The sequence below is a fragment of the Aliidiomarina quisquiliarum genome, assembly GCF_023922585.1.
In the GTDB taxonomy this organism is placed as follows: Bacteria; Pseudomonadota; Gammaproteobacteria; order Enterobacterales; family Alteromonadaceae; genus Aliidiomarina; species Aliidiomarina quisquiliarum.
In genome coordinates this window covers 220,963-247,345 of sequence record NZ_JAMFTN010000021.1, presented here as the reverse complement: position 1 = coordinate 247,345, position 26,383 = coordinate 220,963, and the positions used below count along the sequence as shown (strand labels likewise).

Sequence of the window (26,383 nt, the reverse complement as noted above, 5' to 3'; positions counted from 1 at the left end):
GCTTTTCCTATTAATAAAAGTGAATGCTTTTCAATTGTGTAGGCCGTGTTGTGCTAATATACACTTGTTGTAACCGTTCAAAGTCAATTTTTAATTCCGTAGCATAGTAGTCGCCAACCGGATAGCTACGCACCACTTCGGCCCCACGAATTAAACCACTTACTTCACTGCGAAAACTGTCGTTTTGTAGCACCATGTCGGCTACTTTGGTTTCGCCATTTAAATATGCGCCTTGCACCTGCTCGGCAAGCTCTCGGTAGGCTTCAAGCCGAGATGCCCGCATGGCCAGTAAAATTCGAGCTTGCTCGGTTTCGCCACGCTGGGCAGCCACTGGCGCATAACCGGTTGCAGTAATAATTGGGTATTGGTCGGGCTTAATAGTTTGGTATTCCACATGGCGCTCTAACGACGAGCAGCCCGCCAGCGAGCTGAGCCCACCCACCACTAAAACCGCACCAATAGCACGACGCACTTGCGTTAAGTTAAACCTTGCCATAAACCTCGTCCTTCATTCTGAATTGCATATATTCTGTATCGGCACAGATTCTGCATAGTTAAGTGAGAAATCCGATTTCAGCAATAAAGGTGTCAAATATGTGGCGAATAGCATTTGTTTTAATGGCTGCAGCACTTACCAGCGCAGCCCAGGCTGCCGACTGGTATGAAACCCGTGGTTGGGCACCAATTATTAATGGCAATGTGGAAGCCGCCCGTGAACGTGCTGTTGAAAATGCCTTACGGCAAGGGCTTGATCTTGCCGGCGGCAGCGTACAAAGCGTGGAAGAAGTGGTAGACGGTGTTATTACCGGCCAGCGTATGCAGTGGCGCAGTAACGGCGCTATAGAGCATGCTGAATTAGTTCGCGAGCGCACCAACAAGCAACGCCATGAAGTTACCTTGCGTACCCTTATTCGGCCAAATGTAAGTGCCTGCGGAAACAGCCAATACAAGCCTGCCGTGGTGCTGGCTCCGTTTGAGGTAGCCTTCCCTGAGCATTTGCGCCATGGCGACATTCAAACAATTGGGGCCACCAGTAGCTTTCGTTTTAGCCGCTTATTGGGGCAGCATAGCCAGTCGTTACGGGTGGCGCAGTTACTTTCTGCCCCTCAGGGCGTTAGCCGCTTTGTAAAAGCCAACCAAAATGTAGAGCTAGCTGAATTTACTCGCCGCGTAGCCCGTGAATATAATAGTCAATATATTATTGCGGGCATTTTTCATGACTTAAGTGCCACCCCCGTTGACGGCCCAAACTTGTTATTTTGGCGCCACCCGGCCCACAACCGCCAGTTTGAACTCAGCCTTTATTTACTCGACGGTTACAGTGGCGAATTATTAACCACGGCCAGTGTTTCCGGTTTAACAGCTTGGCCCTACCCTTACAACGCCCAGGTAGACACCAGCAGCGACGCCTTTTGGCGTAACGAATTTGGCCAACAATTAGAAAGCCGCATGCGCGACTTGGTGTATGGTTTCGACCAGAAGCTACAATGCCAGGGGTTAAAAGGTTTAGTGCTGCGAACAGACAACGAGCAAATTTACACTAATTTAGGCGAGCGCAATTTAATTATGCCGGGCACCAAAGCACAACTGCTGCACCGTGGCGGTTTTCTTGACGAGCTAGGCCAATACCGCGAGCAATGGGTGGTTAATCCTGCTGAATTAGTAGTTACCCAAGTGTATGGTTCGTCGAGTGTGCTACAGGTAAGTAATGGCGAGCCTTTAATAGGTGTGCAACAGCGCGATATTATTTTAATTAAATAAAGCTGATGACTTAACTTGCTAGGGTTGTACGCCCTTAGCGCCCACGCCGCAACACCTGCCCTAGAGTTAATTCACTGCCCGCTAGCTTACGGCGACGTTGGCGACGGTACACTTGCGCTAAAAAAAGCTCGCCACAACCGATAGCGTCGTTGCGGGCATGATGCTCGGCCATAGGCAACAAGCCATAACGAGCACGACTGGCTGATAAACTAAAGCTATGTTGTTGGCGCGGGGTTTTTTCTGCGGCCTGTTTTTTTTCTACTGCAAGGGTGTCGTACCAACCCCGCGACTGCCAAGAAACGCCCGCTTGGCGCATGGCTTTGGTTAGTATGGCACGGTCAAATTCCGCATAGTGAGCAACAATATAAGCCCCCTGTGTGGCCTTAGCAAAACGTTGTAACAGCTGGGCTAAAGGCTCGCCTTGCTGTAATTCAGCGCTGGTTAGCTGGTGTACCACGGCACTTTGGCTTAGTGGCTGTTGATGTTGCACCACTGCATATTGGCTTGCACCTAAGCGTACAAAAGGCGGTTCAATAGGCACCCAAGCTAGGCTAAGCAAGGCATTTTTGGCCGTGTCTAAGCCGTCGGTTTCACAGTCGATGGCAAACCAAGTGACACTGCGCCAGCTTTGCTTGGCTGCACGCCGTTGTTGTTGCCATGCCCGCAGTGTTTGCTGAACCCCTTGCCACATACTTATAACACCCTACCAAACTTATATAGCACCCCCTGCTTGGCTTCCTTAATAACCCGAAACGCCGCTTTTAGCTGCCGCCGTTGCATGGTTGTTAACCGGGTAGGATCGATTGTGTGGGTGGGCATGTCGACAGTTCGTTGTGAAAATTGGCTTTGTAGCCGTAAGTCGGTTAAGAAGTACCACGCCTCGTGTAAGTTTTCTATTTCCTCTGGAGTAAGCAGCTCGCTTTGCTGCAAACTGCTAAGACGTTCGGGAATGGGTGCCACCGTAAGCCCTTCGGCTAAGCTATAAAGGCGAATGAGCTGGTTTAAAATAGCAATGCCATGCTTTTTTATATCTAAGTAGTCGCCATGCTTATCGGCACTACTGCGAATACGATAAAACAAGCCAATGGGCACCGTTAAAGTGTTGATATAGCGCGCAATAGCACTGAGGTAATGGGGGTTTTGCGCATGGCGCACTAGTTCTTGTCGATGCTGCCTATATAAATATTTATTACCTGCAATAAAGCGGCTGTCGGCGGCATACATACTGAGTAATAGCGTTTCACCATTGTTTACTCTGAGCCATTGTTGATAATGATTACGCCATTCTAATGGTGTCATGCGCCATTGGGGGTTTACCGCCATCAGCTGATGGCTGGAAAATGGTATTCCGCACGCAGCGAGCCCTTCACAAACATACTCAGCTAGGCCGGCAAACCATTGCCGTTCGCTACTGGTTATCCCGTTGGCAAGTAATAATCCATTCGCTTGTTCTGAATCTGGTGTTTGATCTTGGCGCGCTTGCGATTCAAACGCCAGCCAAGCGTAAGACACTGGCGCAGCTCCATGCGCCTGTTCATAAAAAGCAATGAGCTTGCGTGTAATGGCGTCGGTCAGTGAACTAATTAAACGCCCTAGTATCGTAATATCCCGTACTCGCCCCACTAAGCTGCGTAAAAAACTTTGCAGGTACTCTGGTATTTGTGCCGCCTCGGTGATCAGTACATCGAGATCAGATGCTTTAAACAACGCCCGTAACAATACAACCGGCTCGCTGCGCTGTTGCTGCATTAAATCGTTCACGGTGATCACTCCAACGGGCTGATCGTTTTCGTCGACTACGGGTAAATGGTGAATATTCCATTGCCCCATAAGAGTGAGCGCGTCGAACAAGCTTTCTTTGCAATCAATCACGTGGGGCATTTGCGTCATAATGTCGGCCACTGCGGTGGCGTAATGAAGCCCTTGCGCAACGACTCGTTCGCGCATATCGCGGTCGGTCACAATTCCGAGCAAGGTTTTGTTTTTTAACACCAACAAACTAGATACCTGTTGCTGCGACATTAATTCGGCTGCCTCACGAACAGTTGCTGCGGCTTGGATGCAAACCGCGCTGCGTTGCAGTACGTCGCTGATGGGTTTTATAGTCCAGTCTGTTGCATGTTCTGCCAGCCCGCCCTCGGTGGGCAGTGCAGGATGAGTAACATAGTGTTCGCGTAACAGTCGGCGGCTATGGGCATCGAGGAAATACCGCTCAAAGGCAGGGCTGCGTTGTCGTAATTTATGAAAAACATCCGCTGTCCAGGTCCACACAATGCCGTCGGCCACGACATCAATACGGTTCGTCACCGCACGCCCGCTTAGCAGCGAAGGGAAACCAAATAAGTCACCTTGTTCAAGCCGTTCCAAACGGCGATTATCTTGGCTAACCAAGTCGTAAGTGCCCGACCGTACCAAATACAGCAACACACTACCGGAGCGAATAATTTCTTCGCGGCTTTCGGTGCTTAAATACATAGCTGCCATGTTTTCTAACGCAAAGGCAAAGTCGAGGTCGTTTAGTACATCGAAAGGTGGGGTTTCACGTAACAAGCTAGCATCAGCACTATTCATATTCATAATACTCTCCGGTAGGTTTTGCATTATATGTCGTTGCACTACGGGTTGCCATGTAAACCACCTTTGCAATAGCCATAGCCTGCCGTACGGCCTTGGTAATATGACTTCTTTCCTTCAGTACCCCCATTTGTATAATTTTTGCTAAACTAGGCGAGAAATCGACGGGGCGGCAAATGAAAAACAAACACCAACAGCAATTTAATCAATTAATGGACGAATTAATGCCAGACTTTATGTCGGGTGTTAAACCATTGAAAAGTGATCCTGTGGCTATTCGTACCTTTGCTAAAAACAAAGGCCTTGCCCACGCGCTACGCCGCAAAGCCGCCATTGCCGACGTTCAAACTGACCCTGGAGCTGGATTAACCGACCAAGTACGTGAATGGGTACAGCCCGAAGGCATTATGGAATGGTGCGACAGCGGTATTCAAAAAGCGGTGTTTAAAAAATTTAAATTGGGTAAATATGGCTACGATGCTGAAATTGACCTACATAAAATGCGGGCAGAAAAGGCTCGAGTAGAAATTGCGCAGTTTATTCAGGAATGCTATCGCAGAAATGTTCGTACTGCCTTGGTTATTCATGGTAAAGGTAGCCGCAGCAAAGATCGCCCTGCGTTATTAAAAAGTTTGTGCTACCAGTGGCTGTGCGACTTACCCTTGGTACTTGCCTTCCACACGGCACAACAGCACGACGGCGGTGCCGGCGCCACCTATGTTATGATTCGAAAAAGCGATGAAAGTAAAATAGCAAATAGAGAGCAAAACAGAAAACGTTAACTCCTTTAATGAGGCCCTTATAATGCGTAATTGGTTCGTTATGCTGCTAACCGTAGCAGTTCTTGTTGTCAGCCCCGCTTCACAGGCTGAAGAAACGCCAAAAAATATGATTTTAATCATTGGCGATGGTATGGGTATGCCTTACCTAACCGCTTACCGTTACTTTAAAGACGGTCGCGCTCACACCGCTGCAACTGATGTTGAGCGTACTGTGCTTGACCGTTATTTTGTCGGTACCGCCAGCACCTATCCTGCTGATGATACCTGGGTAACGGATTCTGCCGCAGGCGCAACGGCGCTAGCTACCGGCATAAAAAGTTACAATGGCGCCATTAGCGTTGATGCTGAGCAAAACCATTTACCCACCATGATGGAAATTGCCAAAGACCGTGGTTATTTAACTGCCACTGTTGCCACTACTCGGCTAACCCATGCCACCCCTGCGGGCTTTTTTACCCATGTGCGCAGTCGCCGCATGGAAAATGAAATTGCCCGCCAATATGCCACCCCGCGCGCCGATGGCCAGTATGTGTTCGACTTAATTATTGGTAGTGGTAGTAACAAATTTCGTTTTACCAACGACGACGGCAAGCAAGTAGATTACCTAAATGACATGACCCGCGGTGGCGTGCGCGTGGTGGAAAGTTACGAAGCCTTACAAACACAGCATCGCTTGCCGGTGGCCGCTTTTATTCATGAGAATAACTTTCCTTACGTGATCGACGATAAACCACGGTTAAAAGAGTTAGTAACGGAAGCGCTGCGGTTAATTGAAGCCGACGGCCGACCTTATGTGCTGATGATTGAAGCGTCGATGATTGACTGGTGTGGCCACGCCAACGATATTGCCTGCGCCATGCATGAAATGCTTGAGCTAGACCTTGCCCTTGAACACTTGGTGGGCTACGTGGAAGGCCGCAACGACACGGCTTTAGTGTTAACCGCCGACCATTCCACTGGTGGCTTAACCTTAGGCGCCGACGGCCAGTACCAATGGCGTGCCGCGCAAGTAAACCGTATTCAACGAAGTTTGCGGGTGCTGGCCCAAGAATTAGCCGAGCTGCCAATGATTGACTGGCATGACATTATTAGTGAAAACATTCCTTTTCCATTAAGTACCGACCAGCAAGCAGAGCTTGATCGGGTTGCCGCTATAACCGGTGACGAGCAGTGGAAAGAAATAAACACTGTACTGATTGATATTGTGCGCTTTCACACGGGCACAGGCTTTACCACCGGTGGCCATACGGCTGAAGACGTACCGGTAATTGCCGTTGGACCTTGGGCAGCGAAGTTCCGTGGTCAACAAGACCATACGGATATTGCCAAGCAGTATATTGAATGGATAAAAGCCCGCAATTAAGCAGGCTTTTATTGAAGCTCTTACCTTCGTACCGCGAGTTACCCTAGGGTAACTCGCGCATTTCTAAATAAGCGCATCCAGGCGCCGTCTTCGCCCCAAGTTTCTGGGTACCACGAGTTTGCTACACTACGGAACACCCGCTCTGGGTGAGGCATCATAATAGCTACCCGCCCGTCGGCACTGGTAACCCCGGTAACCCCAGCAATGGAGCCATTAGGGTTAGCTGGGTATTGTTCCGTCACCTTGCCATAGTTGTCGACAAAGCGAAGGGCTACACCAGCACGAGCATTTATACTGTCGGCGTTTTGACTAGTACGGAAATGGGCTCGACCTTCACCATGCGACACGGCAATAGGCATACGCGAGCCGGCCATACCGTTAAACCATGGTGAGCTATTTTGCTGCACTTCAACCATGGCCACCCGGGCTTCAAATCGCTCAGAGCGGTTGGTAACAAAGTTTGGCCAGTCTTCCGTGCCTGGAATAAGCTCGTTAATGTTCGACAGCATTTGGCAGCCATTACAAACGCCAAGGGTTAGGGTATTTTCTCGCAAGAAGAAATTACTGAAGGCTTCACGTGCGCGCTCATTAAATAAAATTGACCGCGCCCAACCACCGCCAGCGCCTAATACGTCGCCGTAAGAAAAGCCACCACAAGCCGCAAGTAATTGCATGTCGCTTAAGTTTTGGCGGCCACTTAAAATGTCGCTCATGTGCACGTCGACGGCTTTAAAGCCGGCGCGGTCAAATGCTGCGGCCATTTCATAATGGCTGTTCACGCCTTGCTCGCGCAGTATTGCTACTTGCGGTGCGGCACCTGTTAAAATGTAAGGTGCGGCAATGTCTTCCTTGGTATCAAAGCTCAGTTCAGCGTGTAAACCGGGGTTATGAATGTCTTGTTTAATGGCTAGCTCTTCGTCGACACACTCAGGGTTGTCGCGTAAGCGTTGCATTTGGTCGGTGGTTTCCGCCCAAAGGTTACGCAATACAGAACGTTTTTCTTGATAAACCGTTGCGCTGCCTTGCTTCATCAACACTTCGTCGTTGGTTGTTGCTGTGCCTAGCTCAACCAACATGTCGGCATAACCTGCGGCCTTAAAAGCGGCGCTTAGTTCGGCTGCTACAGAGTCTGACACCTGAATAACGGCACCAAGCTCTTCACTGAATAGTGCTGCACGGGCATCAACATTATCCGCTAGCGTAACCGACACACCACAATGGCCAGCAAAGGCCATTTCTGCCAAGGTAACAAACAACCCACCGTCGGAACGGTCGTGATACGCAATTAACTTATCTGCGGCAACCAGTTGCTGTATTTGTTCGAAGAAAAACGCCAGCAACTCGGGGCTGTCTAAGTCGGCTGGGGTTTGCCCTATTTGACGGTACACCTGCGCTAAGGCAGAAGCCCCCATGCGGTTTTGGCCGCGGCCAAGGTCGATCAACAACAGTTGGCCACCTTGTTCTGGGCGTAACTGCGGGGTAATGGTTTTGCGAATATCGGTAATACGGGTAAAAGCGGTAATAACCAAGGCCATAGGCGAGGTAACTGTTTTGTCTTCGCCATTTTCTTGCCACTGGGTTTTCATCGACATGGAGTCTTTACCCACTGGAATAGTAATGCCTAAGGCTGGGCAAAGCTCTTCACCAATAGCTTTCACGGCTTCATACAAGCCTGCTTCTTCGCCTGGGTGGCTTGCTGCCGACATCCAGTTGGCCGAAAGCTTAATGCGCTTCATGTCGCCAATAGCGGTGGCGGCAATATTGGTAATGGCTTCTGCCACCGCCATGCGCGCCGAGGCACCATGGTTTAGCAACGCAATGGTACTACGTTCACCCATGGCCATCGCTTCACCGGCGTAAGTGTCGTAAGACGCCGCTGTCACAGCACAGTTCGCCACAGGTATTTGCCATGGGCCAACCATTTGGTCGCGGGCCACTAAGCCAGTTACCGAACGGTCGCCAATAGTAATCAGGAAGGTTTTTTCTGCTATGGCAGGTAAGCGCATTAAGCGCTGCACCGCGTTATTTAAGTCGACGGACTGCACACTGAAGCTGTCGCCTTGTGGCGCTAACCGAACCGCGTCGCGGTGCATTTTGGGTGCTTTACCAAGCAACACTTCAAGCGGCATGTCGACCGGGTAGTTATCGAATACTTTGTCGTACACGCGCAAGTTACGCTCGGCGGTGGCTTCACCTACCACTGCAAAGGGTGCCCGCTCGCGCAAGCACAAGGCTTCAAAGGTGGCCATGCGCTCTGGAATAACTGCCAATACATAACGCTCTTGTGCTTCGTTACACCACAGGGCCACCGGTGGCATACCTGGCTCGTCGTTTGGAATGGCGCGTAATTTAAATTCGCCGCCACGCTCGCCGTCGTTCACTAATTCAGGTAAGGCGTTCGACAACCCACCGGCGCCCACGTCGTGTATAAAGGCAATGGGGTTGTCTTCACCGAGCTGCCAGCAGCGGTCGATGACTTCTTGGCAACGGCGTTCCATTTCTGGGTTTTCGCGCTGCACCGAGGCAAAGTCGAGGTCTTCGGCCGATTCGCCCGACGCCATTGACGACGCCGCACCACCACCTAAACCAATGTTCATGGCTGGGCCACCTAACACAATCAGCGGTGCGCCCACAGGAATGTCACGCTTTTGCACGTGGTTTTCGCGAATGTTACCTAAACCACCGGCAATCATTACAGGCTTATGGAAGCCACGCACTTCTTTGCCATTAAAACTAACCACTTCTTCTTCGTAGGTACGAAAATAACCAACTAAGTTTGGTCGGCCAAATTCATTATTAAAGGCCGCGCCACCAAGTGGGCCCTCGATCATTATATCGAGTGCGCTAACAATACGATTGGGGCGACCGAAGTCTTGTTCCCAGGGCTGTTCAAAACCAGGAATACGCAGGTTTGAAACGGTAAAGCCAGTTAAGCCCGCTTTCGGTTTAGAACCAATGCCGGTGGCACCTTCGTCACGAATTTCACCGCCAGAGCCAGTAGCTGCACCCGCATAAGGCGAAATAGCCGTGGGGTGGTTGTGGGTTTCAACCTTCATTAATATATGAATAGGTTCGTGGTGATAGTTGTATTCAAAGCTTTCATTCGGGAAAAAACGCCCAGCTTCGCTACCTTCCATAACTGCGGCGTTGTCTTTATAGGCCGACAGCACATAGTCTGGGGTAACTTCGTTGGTGTTTTTAATCATCTTAAACAACGACTTCGGCTGGTTTTCGCCGTCGATGGTCCAAGAGGCATTAAATATTTTATGCCGGCAGTGTTCTGAGTTTGCCTGCGCAAACATATACAGTTCCACGTCGGTAGGATTACGTTGCATGGCGGTAAAGCTGTCATACAAGTAGTCTATTTCGTCTTCCGCTAGGGCTAAGCCCATTTCTTCGTTGGCGGTGACCAACGCAGCTTTGCCTAAACCAATCAGGTTAACGGTGGTTAAAGGCGCTGGTTCATGATGGGTAAAGAGTGCTTGCGCCTTGCCTATGTCGCTTAATACACTTTCGGTCATACGATCGTGTAACAATGAGGCCGCTAGGGTAAGGTTAGCAGCGGTTAAGCCTTCGCCCTCTATGGTCCAAAGTATGCCGCGTTCAAGCCGATTAACCATTGTTAAACCACAATTATGGGCAATATCAGTAGCTTTCGACGACCAAGGTGAAATAGTACCTAACCGCGGCACCACTAAAAACTGCCCTGGTTGCGCAGCTGGCGCAGCAATAACGCCGCCACCCATTAGGTTTTCCAACCTTGCTTGCTCGGCAGCCGACAAGGCTTGGTTTAATTCCGCAAAATGGAAATACTGCGCATGAATTGCACGAGCATGAATGCCCGCCGCTTGTAAGTGTTGCATTTGCTTTTCAGCACGAAATTTAGACAGTGCAGACGCACCTTGAAGTATGATCACAGGCTCGGCTCCAGGTAGGTTCTGGGATACTCATTTGGCGCAATAGTATACGGGCTTGTGTTACATTTTGCGACAACTAACACCCACTGTTAGCCACTGTAGTTATCGACTGCACTTCATTGGCTTAAGTGTTATAAATAGCCTAGGTAATTTTCAGGGAAGTTTTTATGTCGGCAAGTCACAAAAATCGGCCATTGGCTGCCACGCCAACTAGGCAGAGTATTATCCGTTTTCGTGCTTTGCGGGTGGCGGCCGTGTTGCTGTTATTGCTTATTATTCCTTTATTATTTAGCGGTTGGAGCCCCGACACAGTAGCAACTACACGCTTACAGCAAGTACAAAGCCAGGGTGTGTTGCGAGTAGGAACCTTAATGACCCCTACCAACTATGTGGAACGTAATGAACAGCGCTCTGGTTTTGAATACGAGCTAGCTTTGGGCTTAGCTAAAACCCTTGGTGTCGACATAGAAGTTAAGCCCGCCCTCGATATTCAGGCCTTATGGAGCTTATTAGACAACGGTGAAGTAGACTTTCTTGCCGCCGGCCTCGATGTTACTGCACAACGCCGCGAAAACCTACGCTTTGGCCCCCCGTACCACAGTATTGAGCAAAAAATTGTATATAAACAAGGCACCCGCGAACGCCCGCGCGACTGGAGTCAAATAGACGGTACCATACGGGTAGTAAGCAATAGCAGCCACGAAGAATTATTGGAGCGCATTGCTACCTTACACCCGCATTTGAATTGGAGCAGCACCCACTTATACGACGCCGACGAATTACTTGACCAAGTAATGTCAGAAGAAATTGACTTTGCTATTGTCGATTCTAATCACTTAGATATTAAGCGCCGTTATTACCCTGAACTAAGCATTGCCTTTACCGTGCGCGACCGGGTTTCTCTGGCCTGGGCATTTCCTAAAGACAAAGACGACAGCCTGTTTGCCACCTCAATTGAATATTTAGGTGCACAACACGATTCAGGGCATATTACCAAGCTGTTAGACCGCTATTTTGGCCATGTGGAAGAGTTCAACTATGTTGATACGCGGCTATTTATTGAAGCTGTTAATAACAACTTACCTTCTTATATTCGTTTGTTTCAGCAATATGCCGGTAGTTTAGACTGGAAATTATTGGCGGCAGTAAGTTACCAAGAGTCGCATTGGGACCCTTGGGCCCGCTCGCCAACTGGGGTGCGAGGTATGATGATGCTCACTTTGCCAACGGCTCGTTCTATGGGGGTACGTAGCAGGCTAGATGCGGAAGAAAGCATTCGCGGTGGCGCACAATATTTAGCCCGCTTGCGCCAGCGTATTCCCGCCCGTATTACTGAGCCAGATCGCACTTGGTTTGCTCTTGCTGCCTATAATGTGGGCTTAGGTCATTTAAACGACGCCCGCATAATTACCGAGCGCCAAGGTGGCAACCCCGACTATTGGGTAGACGTACGTGACCGTTTACCCTTGTTGCGCCAAAAGCAGTTTTACCGTACTACGCGCTTTGGCTATGCTCGGGGCGACGAGCCAGTTCGTTATGTGGGCAATATTCGCCGTTACTACGACACCTTAACTTGGCTTGACGAGCAGGGCCGTATTCCCTATGTAACAGAGGAAGACGGCTAACCACCACTATTTTTACTACGGCTCTGGTAATGTGAGAATAAAATTGTAATCCTACCCACACTAAACAAAGTTTCGGTTGGACCACTTCTATGGCTGTTGTACAGAAACGCTCATTACGTATTGTTAGGCGCAACGAACGTCGCCACCAACGGCTGCGCACCTTTAGCCGGCGGGTAATGGAAAGAAGACAAAAGTGGTTTTATATTAATGAAGCGAACGAACGTACTCGCTCTACGCCAATTTGTCTGAACTCTGAGTTGCTAACTTATCCAACTGACGACGACGCTTCTTAGCCGCCCGCCGTTGCTGAAAAAACGCACTTAACAACGCGCTACATTCGGCCGCACACACCCCTTCGGTAATGGCCACTTGGTGGTTTAAACTAGGGTGATGGGTAATAGTAAACAAACTTCCAGCGGCACCACTTTTCGGGTCGCGAGCGGCAAACACTAAGCGCTTAATACGGCTATGTACCATTAACCCGGCGCACATAGTGCAGGGCTCTAGCGTGACATACAAAGTAACGTCACCAAGCCGATAGTTACCTAAATGCTGCGCCGCTTCGCGCAGCGCCAACACTTCTGCATGGGCTGAGGGGTCAAGGTTAGTAATAACCCGATTATGGCCCTGGCCAACTACTTCATTATTATAAACGGCAATTGCACCTACCGGCACCTCGCCCAGTTGTTCTGCAGCCTGTGCTTGCGCAATTGCCAACTGCATAAAGTAGTGATCGCGCTCTTGCTCAGGGGTGCTTGCTGCTGCATCAACCATTTTTATAGTACCACTAGCTGACTACTTACATACCAGCCTGCGAGCAGGTAAAACACTGTCGTTAGCAAAGCAGCAAGCAAGGCGTACGGCAATTGGCTACGAACATGCTCAATGTGTTCTGAGCCCGATGCTAAAGAGGCCATAATGGTGGTGTCGCTGATAGGCGAGGCATGATCACCAAAAATACCCCCTGCTAAGGCGGCACCAATGAGCAGCGGCATTGGCATACCTAAGCCGACGGCAAGTGGAATGGCCAAAGGGATCATTAACGCAAAGGTGCCCCAGCTGGAGCCGATGGCAAAAGCAGTTAAGGCCGACAATAAAAATACTAAGGCCGGAATGAAATATTGCGGTACCGAGGTGTTCAGTAAACCTGTTAAGTAGTCGCCTGTACCCAAGGCTTTGGTTACGTCGCCTAGAGTAATGGCCAACCAAAGAATAACCGCCAGTGGCAATATTTTCCAAGCCCCCTGCCCTATGCCTTGAATTACCCGCTGCAGCGAGCCTGGGGTAGACCATAGTGTGCCAATAACGGCAATAAATAATGCCACGTAAATAGCCACAAACACACTGAGCATACCGTCGCCTTTTACCATGCTGCCGTCGCCGGTAATAACCAACATAATAGGCACCAGTAATACCATGCTAATTAAACTCAGCAGTACCGTGGCCAAGGCCCCTCGGTTGACTTTTTCTGCTTCCGTTGGCGCAGTTAGTTCTTGTTCCGCACGGGCTTGTTGTGCCGCTTGTTCAAATTTTTTCATGGGGCCAACACTCCACCCCGACCAAGCCACCCAAAGAGCCAAAAACAACGCAAAAATAGCATAGGCGTTCAAAAGCACCGACGCTACTAACACCATCAGTGGGTTGGTTACGTCTTGCTGGCCTATTAGCCCTAAGTTGAACGCCCCCCAAGCATTTAATGGAATAAGAATACACACGGGGGCACAGGTGGAGTCGATCAGGTAGGCAAGTTTTTGTCGCGAAATACCCAAGCGATCATAAACCGGGCGCGAGGTGGTGCCTGCGGTCATAATAGAAACGTTCGATTCAATAAACACCGCCACGCCTAATAACCAAGTAAACAACCGCGCTCGCCGCCGGCTATGTACCCACTGCTTTTTTTCCAGCGCATGCACAAAGCTATTAAAGGTTCCGCCATGTTCAAGCACACCAAATAACGCGCCAATGGCTAGGGTAAACCCCCAAATCATCATATTGCCTGGCGCCACCAGCGATTCGAATAAGCTGCTGCCGCCGGCCATGCCCGCAGTGCCCCAATTGGGCATAAACAGCAAACCGTTGGCGAAAATTACGCCTCCTAGTAAGGCCCAAATTACCCGCCGAGTTGCCACGGCTAATATTATTGCCAACAACGAAGGAAGTAAGCTTAGCCATCCTAGCTCAATATTCATGCGCTATTTCCACTTCCACATGGGGCGTAAAAATTCCCATTGGCGCCAAGAACTCCATAGTTAGCATTTGCCCAACAGTTACTGGTCGACGTTTTGTATGTCTCATATCTACCTCTACTGGCTTCTCACCACTTTGATAGTCATGTTACATAGTTAAGGAGCAATGTTGTAGTTAAAAGGTGGTTAGCATTGACACCTAATAGATTCCCTTTTACCATACTAATAGACCAGTCGTTATAACTTTGTAGGGTGTTTAGTAATGAATGACAAAATAAAGCCGAGAGACGCACTTATTGAGGCGGCATCGCGCTTATTTAAATTACGCGGTTATTGTGGTGTGGGCCTAAACGACATTATTGAAGCTAGTGGTGTGCCTAAGGGCTCTTTGTATCATTACTTTCCCGAAGGTAAAGAGCAGCTAGCCACGGAAGCCATTCACAATACAAAAGTGTTGGTTATGGACGATATTAATAAAGTGTTTGCTAACGCTACTGATCCGCTAACTGCATTTCAAACCTATATGTATGAATTATCGAAGGCATTTGGCGAAGGGGGTGATCCTATTGGTTCGCCCATCGGTACTATTGCTGGTGAAACACATACCACCAGCGAACCAATTCGCTTGGCTTGTGCAGCAACATTTAAAAGTTGGCAGGCCATTTATGCTGAGAAATTCCTTCAAGCGGGTTATAGCAAGCAGCAAGCCACTCGTTTAGCCGTTACTTTTCATGCCTTAACAGAAGGCGGCATTTTATTAGCCTTAACCATGAAAAGCGGCAAGCCCCTTGCAACGATAGCTGAGCAAATTCCATTTTTACTGGCTAAAAAGTAAATTCCCACATTCTTTCATAACAAACGATGCTGTTAATCAGCGAAGAGTAATTTAATGTCTAGTATTGCAATTGAACCAAATAACTGCGCTGCAACGCCTTCTAACACAAGCGAGCAAGAACAAAAAATTATCCGCCCTGTACCCATTTTAATTTCTTTTTTAATTGCCGGTTTTATCGGCCTATTTAGTGAAACCGCATTAAATATGGCCCTTGGCCGTTTAATGATTGAGCTAAATGTGGTTTCTTCTACGGTGCAATGGATAACCACTGGTTATTTATTAACCATGGGCATACTTATTCCTGTTTCAGCCTTGTTAATACAATCGTTTACAACCCGGCAATTATTTGTTGCTTCATTACTGTTTTCAATTGTTGGCGTTGTGGTATCGGGCATAGCTCCTTCGTTCAGTGTGTTACTGCTAGGCCGTGTTATTCAAGCAGTTGGTACCGGCTTAATTATTCCCCTTATGTTTCATACGGTACTTATTATTTTTCCTATTGAGAAAAGAGGCTCCATTATGGGTTTAATTGGCCTGGTGTTAATGACAGCACCGGCTACTGGGCCCGCTGCTGCTGGCTTAATTATTGAGCTATTGAGTTGGAATTGGATTCTTTGGTTACTGATGCCGTTTCTGGCTTTTTCATTAGTATACGGGCTGGCCTTTGTGCAAAACGTTACGGAGCTAACTAAACCTAAAATAGATGTGTTTTCCATTGTGGTTTCAACCCTTGGCTTTGGTGGCATTGTGTACGGGTTTAGCGAAGCTGGCAGCAAAGGTTGGGGCAGTGCGGTTGTAATTAGTGCACTTATTATAGGCCTAATTTCGCTAGTTATATTTTCCTTACGGCAGCTCAAGCTCGAAAAGCCCATGCTCGATTTGCGCGCCTTTAAATACCCTATGTTTACTTTAGGGGTGCTGTGCGTTATTGCCACCTTCATGATTATTTTATCGAGCATGATTCTGTTGCCCTTATACCTGCAAATGGGGCTTGGGCTTACTGCCCTTGCGGCGGGTTTGGTGCTTATGCCTGGCGGCGTTTTAAATGGCATTATGTCGCCAATTGCGGGGCGGATATTTGATAGATTTGGCCCCAAATGGCTTATTACCCCTGGCTTTATTATTATGGCTATAGTGTTGTGGCAGCTGTCGAATGTAACCACCACAACCTCTATTAGCATGATGGTTATGTTGCATTCAGGCCTTATGCTTGGCGTTACTTTAGTAATGATGCCTGCCCAAACCAATGGGTTGAATCAGCTACCCCGAGAGCTGTACCCAGACGGAACAGCCTTGATCAACACCTTTATGCAGGTGTCTGGGTCTATTGCCACGGCGCTGGCGATTACCATTATGTCCACCTCACAGAATAGTTTCTTGCAGCGGGTTGCCGACCCTTCAGACCCATTGCTTGCCAGCACTTCACTAACAGCTGGGGTACAAACCGCGTTTATTTTGGGCATTACCCTTGCGCTGAGCGGCTTTATTCTGTCGTTGTTTATAAAGTCTTCGCGAGTTCATTAAGGGTATCAACAAAAAAGCCCATGATGAGCGAATAACTTCATCATGGGCTTTGGTATTACGTTGCTTATGTCGAACTAAGCTGGGAACTTAGTAGGAGCTATTCCCACTCTATTGTAAACAAGACATTTTTATCTTTTATATTCAATGGCTTATTTTCCTGCTAATTGGTAATACCATGAAAAATACCATGCTCAGAAAAGGCTTAACAATATTTTGAAAAATTGCCTACTGAGCGCTGCCGCACAGCTCCATAGGCCGCTTTCCTGGCTTTGCTTCCAGATGTATGCTATTCTGCTCCTGCAGCTAATGGATCACCGCAAACAGGTTACTCGCCTGGGGATTCCCTTTCGACCCGAGCATCCGTATGAGACTCATGCTCGATTATTATTATTATAGAAGCCCCCATGAATAAATCGCTCATCATTTTCGGCATCGTCAACATAACCTCGGACAGTTTCTCCGATGGAGGCCGGTATCTGGCGCCAGACGCAGCCATTGCGCAGGCGCGTAAGCTGATGGCCGAGGGGGCAGATGTGATCGACCTCGGTCCGGCATCCAGCAATCCCGACGCCGCGCCTGTTTCGTCCGACACAGAAATCGCGCGTATCGCGCCGGTGCTGGACGCGCTCAAGGCAGATGGCATTCCCGTCTCGCTCGACAGTTATCAACCCGCGACGCAAGCCTATGCCTTGTCGCGTGGTGTGGCCTATCTCAATGATATTCGCGGTTTTCCAGACGCTGCGTTCTATCCGCAATTGGCGAAATCATCTGCCAAACTCGTCGTTATGCATTCGGTGCAAGACGGGCAGGCAGATCGGCGCGAGGCACCCGCTGGCGACATCATGGATCACATTGCGGCGTTCTTTGACGCGCGCATCGCGGCGCTGACGGGTGCCGGTATCAAACGCAACCGCCTTGTCCTTGATCCCGGCATGGGGTTTTTTCTGGGGGCTGCTCCCGAAACCTCGCTCTCGGTGCTGGCGCGGTTCGATGAATTGCGGCTGCGCTTCGATTTGCCGGTGCTTCTGTCTGTTTCGCGCAAATCCTTTCTGCGCGCGCTCACAGGCCGTGGTCCGGGGGATGTCGGGGCCGCGACACTCGCTGCAGAGCTTGCCGCCGCCGCAGGTGGAGCTGACTTCATCCGCACACACGAGCCGCGCCCCTTGCGCGACGGGCTGGCGGTATTGGCGGCGCTGAAAGAAACCGCAAGAATTCGTTAACTGCACATTCGGGATATTTCTCTATATTCGCGGTTCAGCAGGCATGTCCCCTTTGAGGGCGACCCGACGACAGGATAATCGACCTTATGGTGCGCAAATATTTCGGCACAGACGGTATTCGTGGCAAAGCCAACGAAGGCGCGATGACGGCGGAAACCGCCTTGCGCGTCGGCATGGCGGCTGGCCGTGTCTTTCGTCGCGGTGACCACCGCCATCGTGTCGTGATCGGCAAGGATACGCGCCTGTCGGGCTATATGCTTGAACCCGCGCTCACAGCCGGTTTCACCTCGATGGGCATGGACGTATTCCTTTTTGGCCCGCTGCCGACAACGTATAGGAAGAATAAACGCCCTTTTCACCCAAGTCCAACAGCTTTGGACCGCAGTTGACTCTTTCGACACCCCTGCGATGCAACCCAATCCGGCTGACGGGGAGCCAGCAACGCTGAAAATTTACCCTCCTCTTTCCCACTAGCGGCTCCTTTTCCGACAACCAGCACGGCGGATCCCTGCCGCGGCGCTGTGAACGCAGCATTTTGATTGGTATCGTTGGCCTTCAGGCTCGTCAGTCAAACAGACCCAGGAGCAGCTCAGCCGGTGGCGCCCGGCTTTCGGGTAACGCCCTGGTCCCGCTGGTTTCGGCTTTGTGCTTCAGGTGATCAAGGATCTGCTTGATCACTATAGGGTCTTCAATGCAGGCGATGACTTTCATGGCGCCGCCGCAGCCGCTGCAGGTCTCGATGTCGATATTGAAAACACGCTTGAGCCGTTGCGCCCATGTCATCGACGCTCGCCGTTGTGCTGGTGTTGCCGGTTCATCAGCCACCCTGACCTTGTTGCCCCTGCCCCGTTTTGCCGGCGTGACCAACGCCCGGTGCCGACTGTTGGGTGCGAACACCCCGTGGAAGCGGGTTAGGTTGACTCTGGGCTTCGGTACCAGGGCGGCCAGCCTTGCAATGAAATCCAATGGTTCGAAAATGACGTGCGTGGTGCCGTCCCGGTACGGCGTCTTGAGCTGGTAGCGCACGTTGCCGCCTCGTGTTAACGACAGCCGCTTCTCGGATACCGCCGGGCGGCTGATGTACCGGCACAGCCGTTCGAGCTTCTTGCGTTCATCGGCCCTGGCCGCCACGCCGGCGTGCAGGCTGGACCCGGCTACCTTGCCAATCCCGTCACCGAACGGATCACCACTGGTCGGCAGAGTTTGCAAAGTGAACACCTTTCGCCCCGCCTGTGAACCGACAGCGATACGGTAAGTGATCGAGTGCCCCAGCAGGGGTGTCATCGGGTCGTCATCCACCGCATCCGAGGCCAGATAGCTGTTTTCGACATCCCGTTCCAGCAGGCCTTGCCGTTCCAGATAGCGACCCACCCGGTGGGCGATGGTGTGCGTCAGCTGGGTGAGCTCTGGGCTGGTCGGCGCCTTGACCCAGCGGAAACGCGCTGAGCCGTGGGATTGCTCGACATACACACCGTCGAGAAACAGCATGTGGAAGTGAACATTCAGATTGAGCGCCGATCCAAAACGCTGGATCAGGGTGACCGCGCCCGTCTTGGCCACTTGGTGGGTATGGCCCGCTTTCTTGACCAGGTGCGTGGCAATGACGCGGTAAACGATGCCCAGCACCCACCCCATGATCTCGGGCCGGCTGGCAAACAGGAAACGCAGCTGAAACGGGAAGCTCAACACCCACTGACGCATGGGTTGTTCAGGCAGTACTTCATCAACCAGCAAGGCGGCACTTTCGGCCATCCGCCGCGCCCCACAGCTCGGGCAGAAACCGCGACGCTTACAGCTGAAAGCGACCAGGTGCTCGGCGTGGCAAGACTCGCAGCGAACCCGTAGAAAGCCATGCTCCAGCCGCCCGCATTGGAGAAATTCTTCAAATTCCCGTTGCACATAGCCCGGCAATTCCTTTCCCTGCTCTGCCATAAGCGCAGCGAATGCCGGGTAATACTCGTCAACGATCTGATAGAGAAGGGTTTGCTCGGGTCGGTGGCTCTGGTAACGACCAGTATCCCGATCCCGGCTGGCCGTCCTGGCCGCCACATGAGGCATGTTCCGCGTCCTTGCAATACTGTGTTTACATACAGTCTATCGCTTAGCGGAAAGTTCTTTTACCCTCAGCCGAAATGCCTGCCGTTGCTAGACATTGCCAGCCAGTGCCCGTCACTCCCACTCGATTGTAAACAAGCACACAAAACCCTTTAGTGACAACAATTTGCAAGAACTATCAGGCTCAGTGCCATGAAAAATACCATGACCAGATCATGAGGTTGAACACGGCTTGCGCCGGCAGCGTTCACGCTCCTGGTCGGCGATCTCGCCCGGCTGCAATGCTAGCTCAGCATCGGTCATGCGCTCCAGCACGTCGCGTAGGCGGATGGTGCAAGGAATGGGCGGCAGCTCGAACTCATAGCCGCCGGCGATCATTTCGGCCGCAATCTCCTCGGTGATGAAAAACGGCTCGTCGTCTTGGTTCGGCTTCTTCATGCCCTTTCCTCCTGGCGCTCATCCTGGCCGACAGCGGCCAGGGCATCGGCTTCCGTCAATGCGTCCTCCACGAACGCGCCGTGCTGCTTCGCTTCGGCCTGGCTGACCTCGGCCCATATCCGTTTCACCTGGGCCGCACTGTACCCGGCCAGCTCGGCGGTCTTGTTGATGCTGTAGCCGGACTTGCGCAGCGCGACAACTTGGGCGCGGCGCTTCGGATCAGCACGGCGGCCCTTGTACCGCCCGGCCTGGCGGGCCAACTCAATGCCTTGGCGCTGGCGTTCGCGCCTGTCCTCGTAGTCGTCGCGGGCCATCTGCAAGGCCAGGCGAAAAAGCATGATCTGCACGGCTTCCAGCACGATCTTGGCGACGCCCTGGGCCTCGGCCGCCAGGTCGGATAGATCGACCACGCCAGGGACGGCCAGGCGTGCGCCTTTGGCCTGTATCGAGGCCACCAGGCGCTCGGCCTCGGGCAAAGGTAGGCGGCTGATGCGGTCGATCTTCTCGGCAATGACCACCTCGCCGGGCTGTAGGTCGCCGATCATGCGCAGCAGCTCAGGCCGGTCGGCGCGTGCGCCGGATGCCTTCTCACGGTAGATGCCGGCGACGTAGTAGCCGGCGGCCTTCGCGGCCGTAGTGATCGCCTCTTGGCGTTCCAAGTCCTGCGCGTCGGTGCTGAGTTTTTTACTTTCTGTTAATAATACCAATTTTATTACTTTTATTTGGTGGTTTATTAATTAATAATTTTATAAAAAAATCAAGTAATAGAAAAAACAAGCCATTATACATTATTCAGATAGTAACCATCTCAATTATGGTTTTGATAATAAGTTTATTAATGAGAAATTTGCCGTTAGAACATCAAATTTTTAATGCTATTATATGGTATTACAAGTTGTGCATTTAATATCTAATGTAGTTGCGGTATTTTATAGAGCGCAGGCTGAATAATAAACGCTTTTTAAACTTGTTGTTATAGCAGAATATAATCTTAAAAATCTTACAAGCTTGAAGCCTGATAATTTCAGGCTTCTTTCATTTTTAAATTTCCGAACTTGTAGGAATTATACATAAATCAAAACAATTCTTACTTGACAAAATCAGTCTATAATTGTAATATATGGATATGAATAAAAACACTAAAATAAAAAACAAAAATTTCAACATTAAAGACTCACAGAATTTTTTGCATAATACTAAATTAGTCGAAGATTTGCTTTTTAAAAGCAATATAACTAAGGAGGATTTTGTTGTTGAGATTGGGCCTGGAAAAGGCATAATAACCAAGGCATTAAGCAAAATCTGCAAAGCCGTTACTGCTATTGAGTTCGATAGTGTATTGGCTGATAAGTTGACCCATGAATTTAAAAGTTCAAATGTGTCTATTATTGAAGCCGATTTTTTAAAATACAATTTACCAGACCATAATTATAAAGTTTTTTCAAACATTCCATTTAACATAACGGCAAGCATTTTAAATAAATTGTTAGATAGTGAGAACCCACCCTTAGATACTTTTTTAATTATGCAATATGAACCTTTTTTAAAGTATGCGGGTGCACCATCTTACAAGGAGTCTTATAAATCTTTATTATATAAACCATTTTTCAAAACTAACATATTGCATAGCTTTAGCAAATTTGATTTTAAGCCAGCTCCAAACGCAAACATTATTTTGGGCCAATTTTCTTATAAAGACTTTACAGATATAAACCTTGAAGACAGGCATGCTTGGAAAGATTTTTTAGCCTTTGTCTTTTTAGAAAAGGGAGTTACATTTAAAGAAAAAACAAAACGAATTTTTAGTTATAAGCAACAAAAAATAATTTTAAAAGAAAGCCGAATTAATGATGATTCAAATATAAGTAATTGGAGTTATGAATTTTGGCTAAAAATGTTTAAACTCTATAATTCGAACATGGTAAGCAAGGATAAAAAAGTTTTAGTTAACAATTCGTATAAAAGAATGTTAGAACATGAGTCTAGTTTAGAAAAGATTCATAGAAATAGAAAGGGTGAATTCAACTCGTAAGTGCAACACTTGATTTGGGTTGGAAGGCAAGCTGCGGTAGCATCTTAGCTTTTTAATCCGGCAAGATTAGAGAAGCACTATGAGACACTACACACAGCTCACCAGTGGGCAACGATACCAGATTTCTGCCTTACTAAAAACAAGTCAATCGCTCACCAAAATAGCGGAAGTGATAGGCGTACATAAGTCGACTGTTAGTCGTGAAATACAACGCAATAAGGGGCTTCGTGGTTATAAACCCAATCAGGCTCAACAGTTTGCAGAAAGCCGTCATAAACAGAAGTCTAAACGCTGTTTAACGGAGCTCCACTGGGCGATTATTGAAGACTACTTAAAGCTAGATTGGAGCCCAGAGCAAATCAGTGGGCGGCTAGCAATCTGTAAGCTTTTTAGTGTGAGTCACGAACGAATTTACCAGCACATATACGCTGACAAAGCCTGCGGCGGCACTCTACATAGACATCTTCGCCGTAAGAAAAAGTATGGTAAGCGCATCAACGGTAAATCACCTAGAGGCCAGATACCGCACAGAATATCGATAGATGAGCGCCCATCCGTTGTTGACACCAAAGAGCGAGTTGGCGACTGGGAAGTAGACACGGTTATCGGCAAAGGCCACAAGCAAGCAATTGTTTCGTTGGTTGAACGGAAAACCAAAACAACCTTAATCAGAAAGGTTGAAAAAAGAACGGCTGATAACGTCAAGAACGCAATAATATCGATGCTTAAGCCATTCAAAGGCTTGGTGCATACTATCACAGCCGACAACGGTAAAGAGTTCGCAATGCACCGTGAAATTGCTAAAGAGCTTAAGACAGATTTTTATTTTGCTCATCCCTATGCTTCGTGGGAAAGAGGACTCAACGAAAATACGAATGGACTGATTCGTCAGTACTTTCCGAAAAAGAGTTCTTTCACTGAATTGGCAGACAAGGATATGGAGCAAGTAATGGATCAACTAAACAATAGACCAAGAAAAACACTTAGATTTCGAACACCAAATGAAGTACTTTACGAGCACTTAGTTGCGTTGCACTTATGAGTTGAATCTAAGTTATGTTTTCTAGCTTTAATTTTAACATTTAGCTTTTCCTTATCTGCCGTTTATCTATTTTCTGTTATTTTGCTTGATGAACTCTTTGCCAATCGCAACCAGAAGCACCATTGCCATAAGCTGTGCGGCCAGGCCCAGCACGGTCTTGTAGTAATTGATCGCCATGTCGGAAGTCCAACGACTTCCACCAAAGCCAAGGAAGAACACACCGGCATACAACAGAATCCAGGCTGATGCGAGCAACAGCAACAGGTTGACCGCAATCAACGCCAGGACAAACAAAACAGCCAGGGCCATTAGCTCCATGACCAGAGCAGTTGCCATCTGCCGCCATCCCAGCTCCGAGGTGGCCTGTACTGTGCGGTTGTATAACTCGAAACCAAGATCAAGGATGCTGGAGGGCCCAAGATTGCTATTGGAAAGTCCCCCCGCCTGCGCGCCCAGAGTTTGCAATGACTGAACAATCGTACCGGCGATATTCATGCCCTGGTTCGCATTCGTCAGCAACCACCAGAAAAAGCCGGTGAAGATCGTGAAGCGAACGAACTCCGCGAAGAACTCGCCAATGTCGGCCTTGCGCAAAGCCATCATGCCGAATGTCCAGACCATCGAAATCACAACCAGCGTCCAGAACAAACGCGATGCAGCGGACTCAATAGCTGGCCCCCATGTTGCGGCAGCATCATGAAAACGCTTGAGCACATCATTCATAACACCGCTGCTACTTAGCTCCTGCGCCATTGCAGGTTCAGCCAGCACCATTGTGGCGACCATCATCAAGCCACCTAGAGCAATTTTCTTTCTCATGGCGACCACCTCAATAATCATCTTTAGGGCTGGGCTTGAACTCCCACTGACGCATCTGCTTGGCCTTCTGGAATGCTCTGCATTCCTCGGTAAAGGCCTCTCGGTTCGCTTCGCTGCGCATTTCATTCAGTGCTGCCTGGAACGCATCGGGGGCACACGTCGCCGCATTTGGTTCGGGCATCCTTTCCTGTTCACATCCAGCCAACAACAGCAACGTAGCCGCGGTAGTAAAAAAGATTTTTTTCATCTCACCGCCTCCCTAGTAGTTGTCTGCCGGACTCGGGCGAAACGTCCAGGTACGCATTTGCTCGGCCCTGGCATCACCTCGCGCCTCGGCATCGAGTTCTGCTGCAATCCGGGCTGCCTCCGCGTTGTGTTGGGCGGTCAACATGGTGCGAATCTGCAAGAGCTGATTGGCCTGCTGGCTGGCGAGCTGGTTGGCGTAGCCGATGGCCTGTAGCTGGCCAGTTGCACCCTGGGCCGCGCCTTGCAGCCGCTCCAGGGTACGGGCGTCATCCTTCAAAGCCTTTTGCTGGTCGGCAACGGTCTGGAACAGGGCATCGTTGGCCTTCTTTTGCGACTCTGACGCCAGGCGGCGGTTCTCTTCCATCGCTGCCTTTTCGGCCGGCGTGCATCCGCCGCTGCCGTTGAAGCATGGCGAGCTGCGGTAATAGGCCACGTCCTGAAACTTGGCCAGGTAACGATCCAGGCTGCCTAGCTGGTTCTCGTAATAGGCCAGCGTGTTTTGCGCGGCAATCAGCCGGTTGATCGTAGTCTGCGCCTGATCCCAGATATACGCGGCTGGGGCCATCGTGTTCTGGAGCTGATTTTCGTACTGCTGCAACTGGGTCTGGTACTGCTCAATCTGCTTGAGCGTCTGCGCCACCGACTCGATGGCCGTCATGATGTTCTGGGCCAGGTTGCCGCCGTCGATGACGGGGATACCAGCTTGCACAGGGGCGGTGGTAGTGGTGATAAAGCCGGTTGCGAGTGCAACGGCTAGAGCGGTTTTTTTAGCCGCTAAAATTTTGGACTTCATGGTCGTACTCCGTCGATGAAAAGAAGGCATTGCCTTGACCAAGCGTTGTGCTTGTTCTCGGCAACGTTTCATCGAAGAGCTACGCCACTAGCTGATCGGTATTGCCCTTGGCGCTGAGGCCCGGACTTACAAACGTAAAACTACTCTGTTTTTTTATCGCTTTCGGACAAGCCAACTTCCCGGCCAATCTCTTCAAGCTCTAGCGGCTGTACTGCCGCCGTCAGTATTTCGCGTATTTCCGCGTCGGTGCTCCTATCGTTGAGCGCTGCTCGAACTTTCAACGCACGGTGCACCTCGGCGGGTAAATTCCTGATAAGCACATTTGCCATATCAATACCCTTTTGGTGTACCCGACAACCATGCTATCAAAGATATTAAAAATAGCAAGACCTATACTCTTGCAACCGGCGGTAGCCGATCAGCCCCGCAGGGCAGGATTCCCGTTGAGTGCCCCCGGCGCGAATAAGGGACAGTGAAGATAGATAACCGGCTTGCCGGTTAGCTAACTTCACCCATCCTGCCCGCATTTCACCCACTATTGAAAATCTAGCGCATATCGAACGTAAAGCGTTTTATCGTCAAACAAACACCGATTCTTGGCAACATAACCGTAATCGTCACCAAATCGGCCTGCAATCGACATAGTCGCTTCAAAATCGCTGCTCAATCGGCTTTAAATCGGAACCTAAAATGCCAACAATCGACACAAACCATTCGCCCCGATGGGGCGAGTTGGACGCCAAAAAAGAAGGGCATAACCCGCCCCTCAAGTGTCAATGAACACAAGAAATTTGCCTCCCCTCCCGTCATACCACTAAGGCGACGTATTGATACTTGAGGGGCAACCTTTCCTGATGTTGACACCTTCACGCAGGTTACTGGTTATGGGCGTCCAACACACACGGCTCATTCCTGCTTGGTAATAATAAGAATAATAATCTTCTTATTATTCTTACCGAACGAATGGGCACTGCTTAGCCATTTCACGTTTCGAGCCAAGGTTTCAGTACAGATAACTACAAGTGCACACAGCGGCCCTCCAGCACCGTTAGACGCAGATTCTGCTTCAGCTCATGGAATAAGGGACTCCGGGTTGTTTTCCCCTCTCACAAGGCGTTTCAGCGGCCACTGAAGCCGCCTTCTCTTCTTGGCGTTAAACCATCGGCCTATG

At 49.8% G+C, this 26,383-nt stretch carries 22 protein-coding genes and 1 pseudogene; 10 read left to right on the top strand and 13 right to left on the bottom strand.

All coding sequences use genetic code 11. The features are described from left to right. Positions 1-10 precede the first annotated feature (10 nt). Complete coding sequence (locus M1L23_RS09120; RefSeq protein WP_252627020.1) at positions 11-496, bottom strand: LPP20 family lipoprotein; 486 nt, start codon at positions 494-496, stop codon at positions 11-13. Positions 497-594: 98 nt separating this feature from the next. On the opposite strand from M1L23_RS09120, the gene M1L23_RS09115 reads away from it, so the two are divergent. After that, positions 595-1,761, top strand: a complete 1,167-nt coding sequence (locus M1L23_RS09115) for a flagellar assembly protein T N-terminal domain-containing protein (protein WP_252627018.1) — start codon at positions 595-597, stop codon at positions 1,759-1,761. A gap of 34 nt (positions 1,762-1,795) precedes the next feature. Here M1L23_RS09115 and M1L23_RS09110 read toward each other — a convergent pair whose 3' ends face one another. Together M1L23_RS09110 and M1L23_RS09105 are read right to left on the bottom strand one after the other, a co-directional pair. Further along, positions 1,796-2,452 carry a 3'-5' exonuclease gene (locus tag M1L23_RS09110; protein ID WP_252627017.1) on the bottom strand — a complete coding sequence of 219 codons (657 nt, stop codon included), beginning with the start codon at positions 2,450-2,452 and terminating at the stop codon, positions 1,796-1,798. Between the two features lie 2 nt (positions 2,453-2,454). Beyond that, on the bottom strand, positions 2,455-4,338 hold the full coding sequence (locus M1L23_RS09105; protein WP_252627016.1) for a DUF294 nucleotidyltransferase-like domain-containing protein: 1,884 nt from the start codon (positions 4,336-4,338) through the stop codon (positions 2,455-2,457). Between the two features lie 173 nt (positions 4,339-4,511). Here M1L23_RS09105 and smrA point away from each other — a divergent pair, with 173 nt between their 5' ends. After that, positions 4,512-5,117: a DNA endonuclease SmrA gene (gene smrA, locus M1L23_RS09100; RefSeq protein WP_252627015.1), complete on the top strand. Its 606-nt coding sequence runs from the start codon at positions 4,512-4,514 to the stop codon at positions 5,115-5,117. A 22-nt stretch (positions 5,118-5,139) separates the two neighbouring features. Next, on the top strand, positions 5,140-6,480 hold the full coding sequence (locus M1L23_RS09095) for an alkaline phosphatase (RefSeq protein ID WP_252627014.1): 1,341 nt from the start codon (positions 5,140-5,142) through the stop codon (positions 6,478-6,480). 38 nt (positions 6,481-6,518) lie between these two features. On the opposite strand, the gene purL is transcribed toward M1L23_RS09095, so the two are convergent. After that, complete coding sequence (purL, locus tag M1L23_RS09090) at positions 6,519-10,397, bottom strand: phosphoribosylformylglycinamidine synthase (protein ID WP_252627013.1); 3,879 nt, start codon at positions 10,395-10,397, stop codon at positions 6,519-6,521. Positions 10,398-10,564: 167 nt separating this feature from the next. On the opposite strand from purL, the gene mltF reads away from it, so the two are divergent. Next, the gene (gene mltF / locus M1L23_RS09085) at positions 10,565-12,022 is read left to right on the top strand and encodes a membrane-bound lytic murein transglycosylase MltF (protein WP_252627012.1); all 1,458 of its coding nucleotides are present in this window, start codon (positions 10,565-10,567) and stop codon (positions 12,020-12,022) included. 231 nt (positions 12,023-12,253) lie between these two features. Here mltF and tadA read toward each other — a convergent pair whose 3' ends face one another. Together tadA and M1L23_RS09075 are read right to left on the bottom strand one after the other, a co-directional pair. Continuing rightward, positions 12,254-12,796 carry a tRNA adenosine(34) deaminase TadA gene (gene tadA, locus M1L23_RS09080; RefSeq protein WP_252627011.1) on the bottom strand — a complete coding sequence of 181 codons (543 nt, stop codon included), beginning with the start codon at positions 12,794-12,796 and terminating at the stop codon, positions 12,254-12,256. A 2-nt stretch (positions 12,797-12,798) separates the two neighbouring features. Next, complete coding sequence (locus tag M1L23_RS09075; protein ID WP_252627010.1) at positions 12,799-14,211, bottom strand: Na+/H+ antiporter NhaC family protein; 1,413 nt, start codon at positions 14,209-14,211, stop codon at positions 12,799-12,801. A 259-nt stretch (positions 14,212-14,470) separates the two neighbouring features. Between M1L23_RS09075 and M1L23_RS09070 the strand changes: the two genes are divergently transcribed. The 4 genes and pseudogenes from M1L23_RS09070 to glmM all read left to right on the top strand — a co-directional run. Further along, on the top strand, positions 14,471-15,043 hold the full coding sequence (locus tag M1L23_RS09070) for a TetR/AcrR family transcriptional regulator (protein ID WP_252627009.1): 573 nt from the start codon (positions 14,471-14,473) through the stop codon (positions 15,041-15,043). A 54-nt stretch (positions 15,044-15,097) separates the two neighbouring features. Then, positions 15,098-16,567 carry an MDR family MFS transporter gene (locus M1L23_RS09065; RefSeq protein WP_252627008.1) on the top strand — a complete coding sequence of 490 codons (1,470 nt, stop codon included), beginning with the start codon at positions 15,098-15,100 and terminating at the stop codon, positions 16,565-16,567. A gap of 404 nt (positions 16,568-16,971) precedes the next feature. After that, positions 16,972-17,787 (top strand): sulfonamide-resistant dihydropteroate synthase Sul2, encoded by an 816-nt coding sequence (gene sul2 / locus M1L23_RS09060; protein WP_001043260.1) that lies wholly within the window; start codon positions 16,972-16,974, stop codon positions 17,785-17,787. 86 nt (positions 17,788-17,873) lie between these two features. Continuing rightward, positions 17,874-18,116, top strand: a pseudogene (glmM, locus tag M1L23_RS09055) (phosphoglucosamine mutase); the annotation flags it as partial. Positions 18,117-18,351: 235 nt separating this feature from the next. Here glmM and M1L23_RS09050 read toward each other — a convergent pair. From M1L23_RS09050 to M1L23_RS09040, 3 genes are all read right to left on the bottom strand, one after another. Beyond that, a complete protein-coding gene (locus tag M1L23_RS09050; protein ID WP_001120888.1) occupies positions 18,352-19,845 on the bottom strand; it encodes an IS91-like element ISCR2 family transposase in 1,494 nt (497 codons plus the stop codon). Positions 19,846-20,055: 210 nt separating this feature from the next. Beyond that, positions 20,056-20,280 (bottom strand): hypothetical protein, encoded by a 225-nt coding sequence (locus M1L23_RS09045; protein WP_000743213.1) that lies wholly within the window; start codon positions 20,278-20,280, stop codon positions 20,056-20,058. Then, positions 20,277-20,987, bottom strand: coding sequence for a recombinase family protein (locus tag M1L23_RS09040; protein ID WP_194433555.1), 711 nt, complete (start codon positions 20,985-20,987; stop codon positions 20,277-20,279). The genes M1L23_RS09045 and M1L23_RS09040 overlap by 4 nt, the downstream gene beginning before the upstream one ends. Positions 20,988-21,406: 419 nt before the next feature. Between M1L23_RS09040 and erm(42) the strand changes: the two genes are divergently transcribed. Both erm(42) and M1L23_RS09030 read left to right on the top strand, forming a co-directional pair. Next, positions 21,407-22,312 (top strand): 23S rRNA (adenine(2058)-N(6))-methyltransferase Erm(42), encoded by a 906-nt coding sequence (gene erm(42) / locus M1L23_RS09035; RefSeq protein ID WP_252627007.1) that lies wholly within the window; start codon positions 21,407-21,409, stop codon positions 22,310-22,312. A 79-nt stretch (positions 22,313-22,391) separates the two neighbouring features. Beyond that, the gene (locus M1L23_RS09030) at positions 22,392-23,354 is read left to right on the top strand and encodes an IS30 family transposase (RefSeq protein WP_252627006.1); all 963 of its coding nucleotides are present in this window, start codon (positions 22,392-22,394) and stop codon (positions 23,352-23,354) included. Positions 23,355-23,420: 66 nt separating this feature from the next. Here M1L23_RS09030 and trbL read toward each other — a convergent pair whose 3' ends face one another. From trbL to M1L23_RS09010, 4 genes are all read right to left on the bottom strand, one after another. Continuing rightward, positions 23,421-24,173 carry a P-type conjugative transfer protein TrbL gene (gene trbL / locus M1L23_RS09025; protein WP_252627004.1) on the bottom strand — a complete coding sequence of 251 codons (753 nt, stop codon included), beginning with the start codon at positions 24,171-24,173 and terminating at the stop codon, positions 23,421-23,423. Positions 24,174-24,183: 10 nt separating this feature from the next. Continuing rightward, positions 24,184-24,420, bottom strand: coding sequence for an entry exclusion lipoprotein TrbK (trbK, locus tag M1L23_RS09020; protein ID WP_000718002.1), 237 nt, complete (start codon positions 24,418-24,420; stop codon positions 24,184-24,186). Positions 24,421-24,432: 12 nt separating this feature from the next. Beyond that, positions 24,433-25,212, bottom strand: coding sequence for a P-type conjugative transfer protein TrbJ (gene trbJ, locus M1L23_RS09015; RefSeq protein ID WP_000836966.1), 780 nt, complete (start codon positions 25,210-25,212; stop codon positions 24,433-24,435). Positions 25,213-25,352: 140 nt separating this feature from the next. After that, positions 25,353-25,541, bottom strand: coding sequence for a FitA-like ribbon-helix-helix domain-containing protein (locus M1L23_RS09010; RefSeq protein WP_000024442.1), 189 nt, complete (start codon positions 25,539-25,541; stop codon positions 25,353-25,355). Positions 25,542-26,383 lie beyond the last annotated feature (842 nt).